The sequence below is a fragment of the Bradyrhizobium sp. SZCCHNGR1005 genome (assembly GCF_032489995.1).
Lineage (GTDB): Bacteria > Pseudomonadota > Alphaproteobacteria > Rhizobiales > Xanthobacteraceae > Bradyrhizobium.
This window is the reverse complement of sequence record NZ_JAUEZC010000009.1, coordinates 172,234-185,654: the sequence shown is the minus strand read 5'-3', so window position 1 is coordinate 185,654 and position 13,421 is coordinate 172,234. Positions and strand designations below refer to the sequence as shown.

Genomic DNA, 13,421 nt, shown 5'->3' with positions numbered 1-13,421 from the left:
ACATATGAGCTGCTGGAATTCAGCTGGTTAGGCCGGATCGGACATCGTCATCCTGCACGCGGGCCGACGCGATTGACCCCAAAGCAGACGAGAGAGGCACGTCCAGGTTGCAACATTCGACCAGCACTAGTGACCCATTGATCTGCATCACGGCGCTCGTCGATTTTTGTGATGTTATTTCTCCGACGCGCGAGCGATGCCATTCGCAATGGCACCGAAGGAGGCCGCATGGTTATGGCGGCGGCCCGCAAATAGTCGTGCGGCGTTCTTATTGAGACAGGTGTCCGGCAAATGCCGCAGCTCCCCACGTCCACGTCAGCCGAGCACCTTCACGCCTACGACGTATGGGATGTCCCGACGCGGTGGTTCCATTGGATCAACGCGCTCACCGTGCTCGGTCTGATGATCGTCGGAGTTATCCTGCTGAACGACGACGCGTTGGGGCTCGCCGCCAACGGCAAGATCCTGCTCAAGGAAATCCACGTCGTGCTCGGCTACGTGATGGGGCTGAATTTGATCTGGCGCTTCGTTTGGGCATTCTTCGGCAACCGCTATGCCAGATGGAGCGCCATCCTGCCTTATGGTTCAGGGTTTTGGGGCAAACTGCGCGCTTACGGCAGCGCCTTTCTCAGCGGCGAGCCGCAAGAATATGTCGGGCATAATCCCGCGGCACGTCTCGCAATTGCAGTTCTCCTGCTGCTGCTCGTGCTGCAAGCCGCGACCGGCACGATTCTCGCGGGCACCGATCTATTCTGGCCGCCGTTCGGAACATGGTTCGCCGGTTGGGTTGCCGCAGCCGGGATTGATCCGGCAACGGTCTCGCCCCTCGCCGCGGAGACGTTGGACCAGACCGCCTACAAGGCCATGCGTGCGTTTCGAAGCCCGGTCGTGACGATCCATCTCTATGCGTTTTATGTACTCGCAGGCGTCGTTCTGCTGCATCTGATAGCGGTGATCGTGACCGAAATTCACGAGGGTGGAAGCATCACGTCGGCCATGTTTACCGGCCGAAAAATTCTCAACCGTCCCCCGCAAGACGTTTAGGCTCGAAAGAAGTCCGGCGCCTGTGGGTGTTTGAAGTATGGCCGTTCGCGCCGAAGGCGCTGTCCGGCAGGACGGCCGAACGCCAGTAGTCACACCTTTCTTGGGCAGTTGTTGGCGAACAACAGAGGAGCAGTCGCCATGATCAGACAAGCCGTCACGTTGGTATCCCTCAGCTGCCTTTTTGCATCCTCCGCTCTGGCACAAGATGACCTGCTGGCGAAGGCGAAGCAGCAATTCGAGCCGATCCCGACAGCTCCACCAGTGCTGCCCGACAACGTGGCGACTCCCGAGAAGGTCGAACTCGGCAAGATGTTATACTTCGACCCGCGGCTCTCCGCGAGTCACGCCATCAGCTGTAGCTCGTGTCATAGCATCGGGCTCGGCGGTGCTGACGCCGAACCCACCTCAATTGGTCATCGCTGGCAGCATGGCGAGCGCAATGCTCCCACGGTCCTCAATGCGGTATTCAACAAAGTCCAGTTCTGGGACGGCCGAGCCAAAGACCTCGAACAGCAGGCCGGCGGGCCGATGGCCAACCCGGTTGAGATGGCGTCGCCCAAGACGCATGTGGCCGAGCAGCTGAAAGGCATTCCGGGCTATGGCGATCTATTCGCCAAGGCTTTCCCGGGCGAGGCGGACCCCATCACGCTTGCTAATGCGCAAAAAGCCATCGCCGTATTCGAGGCGACGCTGATCACGCCAAACGGGCCGTTCGACCGCTTCCTGAGGGGGGAGCAGGACGCGCTTTCGCCGACGCAGAAGGCGGGCCTAGCCGTCTTCATGGACAAGGGATGCTCGGCCTGCCACAGCGGCATCAACGTTGGAGGCGGCATGTACGCCCCGTTCGGCGTGGTCGAGAAGCCGGGCGCCGAGTTTCTGCCACCGGCCGATAAGGGCCGTTTCATGGTTAGCAAAACTCCGGGTGATGAGTACGTCTTCAAGGTCCCAACGCTCCGGAACATAGCTCTGACGGCGCCTTATTTTCACACCGGGAAAGCATGGGATCTGCGCCAGGCGGTGGCCGTGATGGGAACCAGTCAGTTAGGCATTCAGCTGACCGACGATGAAATTAGCAAGATAACCACCTTCCTCGACAGCCTGACTGGTGAACAACCGAAAGTGACGTACCCCATCCTTCCGCCAAGCGTGGTGAGCACGCCCCGACCGCAACCGTGATCGAGGTTATCGGTTTTCTAGTGTTCCGATGCTGACGTATGATTCACAAATCGGCTCAGACTTGCGAATCTGTGCCGATGAGGAAAATCGAACAGATTTCGATCGGCGCCGCCGATCGTGAGCGATTGGAGCGGCTGGTCCGAGACCGGAATACGCCGCAAAAAGTTGTTTGGAGAGCGCAGATCGTGCTTTCTGCAAGCGAAGGGATGACGGCAGAGGCGATCGCGGCGACGGTAGGCAAGAGCCTGTTGACGGTGCGTCGGTGGCGCCAACGCTATACGGCCGAAGGGGCCGAGGGGCTCTTGAAGGACGCGACCCGTCCGTCGCGGGTAAAACCGCTGTCGCCCGAGTTGATCAAGCGCGTGGCGCACATGACTCTGCACGAGAAGCCGCCGAATGCGACCCACTGGAGCGGCCGCAGCATGGCGGCAGCCGCCGGCATCTCCTTGAGTAGCGTCCAGCGGATCTGGAATGCGCATGGGCTGAAGCCGCATATCATTAAGACGTTCAAGGTCTCGCGCGACAAGAACTTCTCCGCCAAAGTCGAGGACGTCGTCGGGCTCTATCTCCATCCCCCGCACAAAGCGCTGGTCTTGTGCGTCGATGAAAAAAGCCAAATCCAAGCTCTCGACCGTACCCAGCCCGGCCTGCCGATGAAGAAGGGCCGCGCCGGCACGATGACCCATGACTATAAGCGTAACGGCACCACGACGCTGTTCGCGGCTTTGAGCATGCTGGACGGCAGCGTCATCGGAGCTTGCATGCCGCGCCACCGGCATCGCGAATTCTTGCGCTTTCTCAAGCTGATCGATCAAAGAACTCCCGCCGGTCTCGACCTGCATCTCATCGTTGACAATATGCGACACACAAGACGCTGGGCGTCCAGCGCTGGCTCAAGGCGCATCCGCGCTTCCACCTGCACTTCACGCCCACCTCGGCATCCTGGCTCAACATGGTCGAACGCTTCTTCGCCGAAATCACCCGAAAACGCATCCGGCGTGGCGCCTTCAAAAGCGTCGCCGAATTGCGGGCCGCACCAAGTCAGCCAGCCAAATCCTCGAGAAAGTCGCCAAAGCGAAATAAGCGTTGGAGTCACAACACTAGGCTCATGATGGGAAGCTGAATCGGCCGTCCCTGAACAAGGCCCGGCAGGCGTCCACGGCGACCGGATCGTAACGTGTTCCTTTTCCCGCCTCGACTTCGGCCAAGGCCACGTCGAGACCAAGCGCCTCGCGGTAGGGACGGCGCGCCGTCATGGCCTCCACGACGTCGGCCACGGCGAGAATCCTGGCGCCGAGGTTAATCTCATCGTTTCTGAGCCCGTGCGGGTAGCCCGAACCGTCCAGCCGCTCATGATGCTGCAGGATCATCTGCGCCACCGGCCAGGGGAAGGCCACGCCCTTGATGATGTCGCACCCGGCCTGCGCGTGCATCTTGACGAGTTCGAACTCAGCCTTGTTGAGCTTTCCCGGTTTGCTGAGAATTTCGGCCGGCACACTGATCTTGCCGACATCGTGCACCACCCCGGCGAGACGGATGCCCTCGATATCGTGCTCCGATAACTTCATGTCGCGGGCGATCGCAGCCGCGAGCAGCGATACATTATACTGGTGGCCTGCGGTATACGGGTCGCGCAACTCCACCGTGCTGGCGAGCGCCGTAATGGTCGCTTCCATGCTCTTGCGAAGCGCCTGTGTGGCCGCTTCGCCGTCGGCCCGGGCACGCAAGGCGGCGATGCCGTAAGCGAGATCATCGGCCAATTCGCCGAGCAGCCGCAACTCGTCGCCGTCGAAGGCGTCCGCCTCCGCAGCGTAGATCGTGAGAGCCCCGATGATTTTGGAATCGACCTTGAGCGGCAGCGCCAGGCTCGATGCGTAGCCGTGCTCCAGCGCTTCCGCCCGCCACGGCACCATTTGCGAACTCGTCGCGAAACTCCGATTGACCTGCGGCTCGCCGGTTCGGATCGCCGAACCAGTCGGCCCCAGGCCGTGCTCGGTGTCGGCCCAGCTGATCCGCGCCGCCTTCAGATATCCGGCTTCCTGCCCCGCCCACGCAACCGGGCGAACCGTCTTCGCTTCGTCGTGTTCGGCGAAGCCGATCGATGCCATCACGTAACCGCCGGTCTCCACGATGACGCGGCACATTTCCCTCAGCAATCGGCCCTCGTCGGCCGCGCGCACCAGCGCCTCATTTCCCCGGCTCAAGGCCTTCAGCGCGCGCTCGGAGAGCCGCAGCGATTCTTCCGCCGCCTTGCGCTTGCTGATGTCGCGGATCGCCGCCGTCACCAGGACACCTTCGGCGCTTTCCAGCGGGCTCAGCATGAGCTCGATCGGAAACTCGCTTCCGTCCTTGCGCCGTGCGCAGAGCTCGATCCCCATGCCGATCTGCTGCGCCAGCGCCTCTGCCACGGGGCGAAGACTGTCCGCGATCAGCCGTTCCACGAAGCCCTCCGGAATGATGTTCCTCACCTTTTGCCCGAGGAGTTCATCGCGGTGGTACCCGAACTGCCTCTCCGCCTGAACGTTCAGCAGGACGATGTCTCCGCCCGTGTTCACCACCACCATCGCGTCTGGAGCCGCCTCCAGCAGCCCGCGGTACTTGCTCTCCATCTGCGCCAGATGCTTGTCCGCGGCCTTGCGCTCGGAAATATCGACGAAACTGGTACGCAGCAAATTCCGGCCAGCCCAAGGCAACGTGTTCACCCGTACTTCGCAGATGAACTCCTGCCCCTGGGCGTTGCGGATGGCGCGCTCGAACGTCATTGCCTCGCCGGCAACGGCCTGCGCAACGTGCGACTGGAAACTCTGCGCGACCGGAAGCCCGTCCGGCTGAGACGGCGTGAAGAACTCCCGCAGATCGTGCTTCAGCAGTTCATCCAACGCGCATCCGAACAGCTTTTCAGCGCTAGGGTTGGCTTCGACGATGCGGTTCGTATCCAGATCGAGAACGATAATGGCGTCCGGCGCCTGCTCGACCAGCAGACGAAAGGATTCATCGCTCTGCACGGACGCGGCTGAACGTTCCTTCAACAGTTTTGCGTCTTCGTCGCTCATTGCCGAACTCATCCGTTGGATGCCTGCGCCGAGCGAGAGCGGTGTGCCGGGTTGCGTGCGTGGATTCGCCAAAGAGCTTGGCAGTCCGGGCAAAGTGGCTCGCGGCGTCGCCGCTGCCATCTGAAATAGAAGGTGTCGTCGACTGCAACTTTGGTCTATTCATTGTGGTTTTTGGGGGAAGGGCGTTGATCTGGCTCAACATTGATATCGAGCCATCGAGAGCTGCCGGGCCGTCAGCCACCGGGGCCACCGTCCGTTCAGAATTTCTGCTTGGCAGACACTGGCGGTTCAAAAACCGCCGCTGAAAATGCCTTCCGCACTCCCCGACTTACCTACGTGGATGCACAGGAGCCTGAAGGAACTGGAGAAGGCTTTGGGAGAACGAAAATGAAATCAGACGAAAGTAGCTGGCAGCGGGACAATCTCGAAGCTGATTTAGGATACATGGAGAGGGCTGGCAAACGACTATCTCGGGCTGCAATGACAATTGTTTGCAATTGGCGTGCAACTGCTCCGGTTTTATGGCTGAAGATGTTGCTGGTCGTTCTCGTTACCCTGGCAGGCGCCGGCTGCACCCCGGAGCCACAAGCGCCGCTCCGGGTTGGCACCAACATCTGGCCGGGTTACGAGCCGCTCTACCTAGCCCGCCAGCAGGGTTATTTTTCACCCGAAAGCATCAGGCTGGTGGAATACACGTCGAGTTCCGAATCCATCCGGGCGTTCCGCAACGGGGCGATAGACGCAGCGGCCCTGACACTCGACGAGGTGCTGCTATTGGGTGAGATGACATCTGACTTGAGCATTGTCCTTGTCCTCGACATCTCCGAGGGCGGCGACGTGATTCTCGCGCAACCGGCGCTATCAAGCCTCCGCGACCTGAAGGGGAAACGGGTGGGCGTGGAGGCGTCCGCCCTCGGCGCCTATATGCTGACCCGGGCACTCCAGACCGCAGAAATGACGTTGGGCGATGTACGTACGGTTTCCTTAGAAGTCTCTGAACATGAGCGGGCGTTCAAGGAGGGGCGCGTGGATGCCGTGGTAACCTTCGAGCCGACGCGGACAAGGCTCCTGGAAGCTGGCGCACGGAAGCTGTTCGACAGCAGCCAAATCCCAGGCGAAATCGTCGACGTCATTGTTGTCAGGCGGACGTATTCGGCAAGGTATGGCGCGCAAGTCAACCAACTCGTGCGCGGCTGGTTCAGGGCTCTGGACTTCATCCGGAAAGATCGGAACCAAGCTGCTTCCCTAATGGCTCCGAGAGAACGGATTAGCGCCGACGATTTTCAAAAAGCGATTCAGGGTTTGCACCTCCCCAATATCGAGGAGAACCGCTCGATGCTCGCAGGTTCAACACCGACCCTCGTCCGCACAACGCGGCAGCTGGGCGAAGTGATGTTGACCAGCCGGCTGATCGTGCGACCGCCGGATTTGAAGGGGTTGCTCGACGGCAGCTTTGTCGAGGATGCCAGGCCATGAACCTATTCACTGGGTTTCCGCTACGCCTGACCATTCCAACGTTTCTTTTCCTGCTAGCCCTGTCGGCTGAAACACTCACCATGAAGCACACTCAGGAAGTGGCCGATGCTGAGGAAGAGAAAGAGGCGCTTGCCCTCGTGACACAGGACATGAGCCAACTGCAGGCAAGCATCGACAACAGCCTGCGCAAGGGAGATTGGGAGGGGGTCCAGTCGGCGATTGCGCTTAGGGGATCAAACCCGAACGTTGCGGTCCTTGTATTGGTTGATGATGCGGGGACCATCGTCGGCTCCACCAGCCTGAAGCTCATTGGGGTCCCCATCGGTCGGGCCCTGCCCAACGTGGATGCAGCATTTTCGAGGGACATCGGCGCGACCCTGAACGCACGGGTTTCCCTATCTGACGACCGCCAGTTCATCTCTGCCTACTATCCGGTCATCCTCGGCGCAAAGGAGGGGGAGATCCGGCCGAACCGGGTGGGATTGGTGTATCTGCGCTATGACCTCACCTACGCCAAGGGAATCCGGCGCTATGAGTTGGGGCGACAGGCACTTGTCGTGACGGGGTTTTATGGCGGCGGCTTCCTGCTGCTCGTTGTTTTCCTGCACCTGGTGCTCACCAAAAGAGTCGGTCAGCTCGTCTCGGCGAGCACGCGCTTTGCCGCCGGAGACCTCGCTGCTCGGACAGGATTCGTGGGGAAGGATGAGCTTGCTCAGATCGGGGCGGGCTTTGATCGGATGGCTAAGGAGATCGCCAAAAATCACGAGGCGCTGGTCCTTCTGAATCGCGACCTGCGAAGGAGCGAGAAATTCCTCGATGACATCGTGGAGAACGTCCCGAACATGATTTTCATAAAGGATGCGCAGACGCTGAGATTCCTGAGAATCAACAAGGCCGGCGAGCAACTTCTGGGATGTTCACGGGAAGAACTGCTCGGGAAGAACGATTATGACTTCTTTCCGAAGCAGGAAGCGGACTTTTTCACGTCAAAGGATCGTGAAGTGCTTGGCAAGAAAGGACCCGTTGATATCCCGGAAGAGACGATCAAGAGCAGGGGCCAAGGCGACCGGATCATCCTGCATACCAAGAAAATCTCGATCGAGGGCAACGAAGGAAAGCCACTGTACCTTCTCGGCATATCCGAGGACATTACCGAGCGCAAAAAGGCGGAACTGCGGATGGCGCAATTGGCCGCGCAGAACAGGCTGATCCTGGATTCTGTGGGAGAAGGCGTCTGCGGTCTGGACAGTGACGGCCGATGCGCATTTGTGAATCCTGCGGCATCGCAATTGCTTGGCTTCACCATCGAGGAACTCGTTGGCCAAGACGGTCATAGCAAATTCCATCACACCAGGGCGGATGGCCGCCCCTACCTGGAGGAGGAATGTCCGGTCCATTCAGCGTTCAAACGGGGGATGGTCACTCGCGGGACAGAGCTGTTCTGGCGCAAGGATGGCAGCAGCTTCCGGGCGGAATTCATCAGCACTCCGATCCTGGATGCGGGCAAAGTCACCGGGGCAGTGGTGACGTTCCGGGACATCACCGAGCGCGAGCGGATCGAGCAGCGGAACGCGCAGCTCGCGGCGATTGTGGAGTCCAGCGACGATGCGATCTTCGGCAAGACGCTGGAGGGCGTCATCACCAGCTGGAACAAGGGCGCAGAGCTGATTTACGGCTACACCGCGCAGGAAGTGGTCGGCAGGTCGGTCTCGGTCCTGATGCCGCCCGGGCGCAGGCAGGAGATGTCAAGCAATCTCGCCTTGATCCGGGAAGGACGCCATATCCTGCATTTCGAGACACCGCGACGCAAGAAAGACGGGAAGGAAATTTACGTGTCGCTGACGATGTCTCCGGTGAAGGATGACGCGGGGCATATCATCGGCGCATCGGCGATCGAGCGCGACGTCACCGAGCTGAAGCAGGCCGAGGAGGAATTGCGCAAAGAGCGCCAACACCTCGAAGAGGTGGTCGCGATGCGCACGGCGGAACTGACCACGGCGAACGATGATCTCGAAGCGACCAACAGGGAGCTGGAGGCATTTGCCTATTCGGTCTCGCACGACCTCAGAGTGCCGCTCCGGGCGATCGACGGCTTCTCCCGCATCCTGCTGGAGGATTATTCCGGCAAGCTCGACGCCGAGGGCCAGCGGGTGCTGAACGTCGTGCGCGACAACGCGATCAAGATGGCCCGGCTGATCGACGACATCCTTGCGTTTTCGCGGGCAGGCCGCAGCGAGATCGCGCCGGCGCGGATCGATATGGATGGGGCGGTTCGCGCCGTGATCGAGGAACTGCAGTCGGCTGCGGCGGGGCGCAAGCTGACCTTCGACGTCAAGCCGCTGGCGCCGGCGCAGGGCGACGCCGCCATGATTCGGCGGGTCTGGACCAATCTGATCGACAACGCCATCAAGTTCACCGCGCCCAAGCCCGACGCCGTCATCGAGATCGGATCGACAGCCGGCAAAGACGAAACCACCTACTACGTCAAGGACAACGGCGCGGGCTTCGACATGCAATACGCCGCCAAACTGTTCGGCGTGTTCCAGCGGCTGCATGGTTCCGAATTCGCTGGCACCGGCATCGGGCTCGCTATCGTCAAGCGCATCGTCGTGCGGCATGGCGGGCAGGTGTGGGCCGAAGGCAGGGTGAACGAGGGCGCGACGTTCTATTTTACTCTGCCTGTCCGGGAGGACTCACATGCCTAATGCAAACACCCAGGTCGAAATCCTTCTGGTCGAGGACAATGCAGCCGATGCGGAGCTTTGCATCCGCACGCTCAAGAAGAACAATCTGGCCAACCGGCTCGTGTGGGTGAAGGACGGCGCTGAGGCGCTCGACTTCCTGTTCGCCGGGGGCGCCTATGCCGACCGTGCGGTCTCCGCCCGCAATGCGGCCTAGATGCATCCTAAGGTTGTATTGCTCGATCTCAAGCTGCCCAAGGTCGGCGGGCTTGAGGTCATCCGCAAGGTCTGGGCCGATGATGCGCTGAAGCTGCTTCCTATCGTCGTTCTGACCTCTTCGAAGGAAGATCGCGACGTCGCGGAAGCCTACAGCTCGGCGCGAACGCCTTCGTCAGCAAACCAGTCGAATTCGAGGAGTTCGCCGCCGAGGTGGCGCAGCTTGGCCTGTTTGGGCTGCTCATCAACAAGCCACCGCGCTAGATCGGGCACACGCACACTGCGTGACACAGAAACGATCTTGCGCGGTCATTGAAATTTTGCGGCTTCGCTGCCCCGCATTTTGCAGCGCCGCGCGCGCCGGGAACGTCGTCCGGCACGAGTTCGTCGCGCAGGCCCATCTGCTGGGCATGCCCGGCGTATCGAGAAGGGTGGTCGCGCTGATCGTGCCGCCGCAAGCCGCGCCGGCAGATGAAGAAGCGGGACAATGATCGTACGAATGGGTGTGTTTGCAGGTCAAGGCAGAAGCTGAGCGGCCTCGTCTCGCGACCAAACTCTACGTCATTCTGTCCTCGGGGCAGCAGACATATGTGCTGCTGGAATGTCAGTTAGTTTGGCCGGATCGATATCGTCACCCTGCAGACGAGTCGACGCGATTGACCTAGCTAAGGCGGAGCACTGATTCCGCCGTGCTTGGCTAAGCGGAAGAGGGGAATTGCGATAAAGGACCGGCGCTGCACGTTGAGGCTATTATGAGCAATTTTTTGATCGCGTGGCTTGCATCCAGTGCTGCCTTCTCGATCGCTTTTGTCGCGTTCATGATATTTTGGGCAGGACTAGACGGTGTCTATCCGGGTCTGAAAGGAATTTCTCGTCTGGCGGGGGTGACAATTGGCAGCGCCTTGGCCCTCCAGTTAGTCTACGGCGGCCTGGTTTATCTGCTACTCACTCGCATCGGGGTCTGGCGCCTCTGGGCCGTCACTCTAGCGTATCTAATTCTTTGGGTACTGGCTTGGAACTCAATAGATACTTCCCGAGAGGCTTGGGGCATGCTCGCTTGGCTGGTGTTCGCCTGCCTCGTGGCTTGGGTGTTTTGGTTCGTCGCTAAGTAGCGGAGTGAGGCGGGTTGAAGTCCGTTTCTCGCCTTAAGCCAACTACGCGCGGACCGTGGCCTGCGACCGGGAATGTTCGCATGAGGATCGTGCGAAGCTGAAGATCGCTTCGACGCAGGACCAGAGCCGGAGAGCGTTTGCTCGGCGAAATGAACAAGATCACCGTCTCAGTTCATCCAAGACGGTCGGGGCAGGTTCTTCTTGCGCAGGAAGTCGGGATTGAAGAGCTTGGACTGGTAGCGCTGGCCGCCATCCGCGAGGATGGTGACAATGGTTTTGCCCGGACCAAGGTCGCGTGCAAGGCGCATCGCGCCGACGATGTTGATTGCGCTTGAACCGCCCAGGACCAGCCCCTCGTGCTCGATCAGGTCGAACAAAACGGGCAATGCCTCCTCATCGGCGATCCGGTAGGCCATGTCGATCGGCGTGCCTTCAAGGTTCTTCGTCACCCGGACTTGGCCGATACCCTCAGTGATCGAGTCGCCCTCTGTCGTCAGCTCACCCCTGGTAAACCAATTGTAGAGGGCGGCGCCCATTGGATCGCTGAGCGCAATCGTCACGCCCGGATTTCGCTCCTTGAGCGCGCGTGCGACTCCACCCAAAGTCCCGCCGCTGCCGACGGCACAGGTGAAGCCGTCCACTTTGCCTTTCGTTTGCTCCCAAATCTCGGGACCGGTCGTCCGATAATGTCCGTCGCGGTTGGCGACGTTGTCGAACTGATTGGCCCAGAATCCGCCCAGTTCCTCGGCGAGGCGACCGGAATAGCGGGCATAGTGGCCCGGATCGGAATAGGGCACGGCGGGTATCAGGCGCAGATCGGCGCCGCATAACCGCAGCAGGTCCTTCTTCTCCTGGCTTTGGGTATCGGGCATGACGATCACGGACCGATAGCCGCGCGCATTGGCCACGAGCGCAATGCCGATGCCGACATTGCCGGCCGTGCCTTCCACGATAACGCCGCCCGGCTCGAGTTGGCCACGCTGTTCGGCGTCGTTGATGATGGCGAGGGCCGCACGATCCTTGATCGAGCCGCCCGGATTGAGAAATTCAGCCTTGCCGTAAATGTCGCAACCGGTGGCTTCCGACGCCCCGCGCAGCCTGATCAATGGCGTGTTGCCGATAGCTTCAATCAAGCCAGATCGAACGCTCATGACCGTCGGCCCCGCTGCCTGTTTGTGTTTTGATCTTAGGGCTCATCAAGAAACAATTGGTGCTCTTCTTGCAATCGATCAGGAAAGATCATGGCCCATTTGAAGAAGAGATTGGCAAACTGTTCTTTTGCCGGAAGCATCGGTGCGATCTGCAGTTCGCGTGGTCCTCATCTACTTAGGTGACCAGATCGGTGCTGGGGCCGCAAGAGTGCCCCGTTCCCGGCGTACGCTCCAACGATAGACAAAGCCGGCAATGCCTAGCTGCATCGCAGGAACAGCGATTTGCATAATGGCGGGCAGTTTCGCAATCCAATCAATGGGAATAACTCTGAGGATCGGTCCTCCGTACCGGCCAAACAGCAGCAAAGCAACGATCGGCAGGAGAAGAAACGCAAGGAATGCGGCGATCGTCCGCAACCATCTGTAGGAAAATCGTCTGAACGCGACGGCGGCAAAAGCTATAAAGGCAAGCCAGCTGGCGTAGTCGATCAAGCGGGTTGTAACATCAGGAGGCTGAAACACATTCGACCAATCGGTTGTGAAGGTGCGCAGAGCAGCATGCGCCATTTCCAAACCGGCGAAGATCGCCCCGGTGATTTCTCGCGCCCCTCTCATCTCATCCCCTTGCAAGGGCCGCTCAGATTGGGCGACTTCTCCATATCGGATCAAGCTTGCGATGTCGTCCATCACCTGGGCCCGCGCCGCCGATTTCCGCTCCCGGAGTTCAACCAGGCAATGATGGGACCGAAGGAGCGCATTTGACCCACAGCAGAAGTTCTCGCTGGATTGAAGGCGGGCTACCGCTTCCCCTCAAAGGCCAAACGTAGAGCGAGGCTGGCAAACACCGTTCCCAGCAGATACCGAGGCCAACGACGAAGGCCGCCACCTTTGATGAAACTCGCGCCGATGCGGCTGACGACAACGATCACAAAGCCATTAACGGCGAGTCCAATCGCGTTGAGCACGGTCGCTAGTATCATCACCTGAAGCGCGATTGCTCCTCCATCGGTTCTGACGAATTGTGGGAAAAGCGCCAGTACGAACAAGGCCATCTTCGGATTGAGCAAGTTCGTAAACAATCCCTGCCGGAACATGACCAAGACGGGACGTTGTTGGCTCTCGCACGACGCAGGAGCGAGCAGACTATTTGAACGAAATGCTTGCCAAGCCAAAAACATAAGATAAACGGCCCCCACATAGCGAACGACGTCATAGGCCAACGGGACCAACAGGAACAACTCCGAAAGGCCAAGGGCCGCAGCTAACGCGTGGCAATAAGTCCCAACCTGTATTCCCGCGAGTGTCGCAAATCCGGCGTAACGCCCCTGTGCGATGCTGCGACTTGCAATCAGCAGCATGTCAGGACCTGGGGTCGCCGTCAGCGCCAAACAGGCCAAGGAAAACAATACAACGGTATGAAAATCGAGCATGTGCGGCAAACTCTCCGAATCAGGCCGCAGCGAACTTACAGGCAAGGGCCTGCGATGTCTTGTCTTGGCCCGAAGCGTAAGT

12 protein-coding genes and 1 pseudogene are annotated in these 13,421 nt (G+C 59.9%); 8 read left to right on the top strand and 5 right to left on the bottom strand.

The window, feature by feature from the left end:
* Positions 1-291 precede the first annotated feature (291 nt).
* The 3 genes and pseudogenes from QXZ85_RS29370 to QXZ85_RS29360 form a co-directional block, all read left to right on the top strand.
* Positions 292-1,044: a cytochrome b/b6 domain-containing protein gene (locus tag QXZ85_RS29370; RefSeq protein WP_315703523.1), complete on the top strand. Its 753-nt coding sequence runs from the start codon at positions 292-294 to the stop codon at positions 1,042-1,044.
* A 138-nt stretch (positions 1,045-1,182) separates the two neighbouring features.
* Positions 1,183-2,220, top strand: coding sequence for a cytochrome-c peroxidase (locus tag QXZ85_RS29365; protein ID WP_315703524.1), 1,038 nt, complete (start codon positions 1,183-1,185; stop codon positions 2,218-2,220).
* 77 nt (positions 2,221-2,297) lie between these two features.
* Positions 2,298-3,295, top strand: a pseudogene (locus QXZ85_RS29360) (IS630 family transposase); the annotation flags it as partial.
* Between the two features lie 31 nt (positions 3,296-3,326).
* On the opposite strand, the gene QXZ85_RS29355 reads toward QXZ85_RS29360, so the two are convergent.
* Entirely contained in the window at positions 3,327-5,366 is a 2,040-nt protein-coding gene (locus QXZ85_RS29355; RefSeq protein ID WP_315729501.1) for a PAS domain S-box protein, read from the bottom strand.
* A gap of 177 nt (positions 5,367-5,543) precedes the next feature.
* Between QXZ85_RS29355 and QXZ85_RS29350 the strand changes: the two genes are divergently transcribed.
* Genes QXZ85_RS29350 through QXZ85_RS29340 form a run of 3 tightly spaced genes read left to right on the top strand, consistent with a single transcriptional unit; the run spans position 5,544 to position 9,647 of the window.
* The gene (locus tag QXZ85_RS29350) at positions 5,544-6,749 is read left to right on the top strand and encodes an ABC transporter substrate-binding protein (RefSeq protein ID WP_315703526.1); all 1,206 of its coding nucleotides are present in this window, start codon (positions 5,544-5,546) and stop codon (positions 6,747-6,749) included.
* Positions 6,746-9,454: a PAS domain S-box protein gene (locus tag QXZ85_RS29345; RefSeq protein WP_316175335.1), complete on the top strand. Its 2,709-nt coding sequence runs from the start codon at positions 6,746-6,748 to the stop codon at positions 9,452-9,454. Before QXZ85_RS29350 ends, QXZ85_RS29345 begins: the two co-directional genes overlap by 4 nt.
* A complete protein-coding gene (locus QXZ85_RS29340; protein ID WP_315729059.1) occupies positions 9,447-9,647 on the top strand; it encodes a hypothetical protein in 201 nt (66 codons plus the stop codon). Before QXZ85_RS29345 ends, QXZ85_RS29340 begins: the two co-directional genes overlap by 8 nt.
* Positions 9,648-9,796: 149 nt before the next feature.
* On the opposite strand, the gene QXZ85_RS29335 is transcribed toward QXZ85_RS29340, so the two are convergent.
* Positions 9,797-9,919, bottom strand: coding sequence for a hypothetical protein (locus QXZ85_RS29335; RefSeq protein WP_315703529.1), 123 nt, complete (start codon positions 9,917-9,919; stop codon positions 9,797-9,799).
* Positions 9,920-9,930: 11 nt separating this feature from the next.
* On the opposite strand from QXZ85_RS29335, the gene QXZ85_RS29330 reads away from it, so the two are divergent.
* Positions 9,931-10,137, top strand: a complete 207-nt coding sequence (locus tag QXZ85_RS29330; RefSeq protein ID WP_315703530.1) for a hypothetical protein — start codon at positions 9,931-9,933, stop codon at positions 10,135-10,137.
* Positions 10,138-10,398: 261 nt separating this feature from the next.
* Positions 10,399-10,758 (top strand): hypothetical protein, encoded by a 360-nt coding sequence (locus tag QXZ85_RS29325; RefSeq protein ID WP_315729061.1) that lies wholly within the window; start codon positions 10,399-10,401, stop codon positions 10,756-10,758.
* Between the two features lie 167 nt (positions 10,759-10,925).
* Here the strand turns inward: QXZ85_RS29325 and QXZ85_RS29320 are convergent, their stop codons facing one another.
* From QXZ85_RS29320 to QXZ85_RS29310, 3 genes are all read right to left on the bottom strand, one after another.
* Complete coding sequence (locus QXZ85_RS29320) at positions 10,926-11,909, bottom strand: cysteine synthase A (RefSeq protein ID WP_315729062.1); 984 nt, start codon at positions 11,907-11,909, stop codon at positions 10,926-10,928.
* Between the two features lie 171 nt (positions 11,910-12,080).
* Positions 12,081-12,596, bottom strand: coding sequence for a hypothetical protein (locus QXZ85_RS29315; RefSeq protein ID WP_316175337.1), 516 nt, complete (start codon positions 12,594-12,596; stop codon positions 12,081-12,083).
* Between the two features lie 110 nt (positions 12,597-12,706).
* Entirely contained in the window at positions 12,707-13,339 is a 633-nt protein-coding gene (locus QXZ85_RS29310) for a LysE family translocator (RefSeq protein WP_316175339.1), read from the bottom strand.
* Between the last annotated feature and the right edge of the window lie 82 nt (positions 13,340-13,421).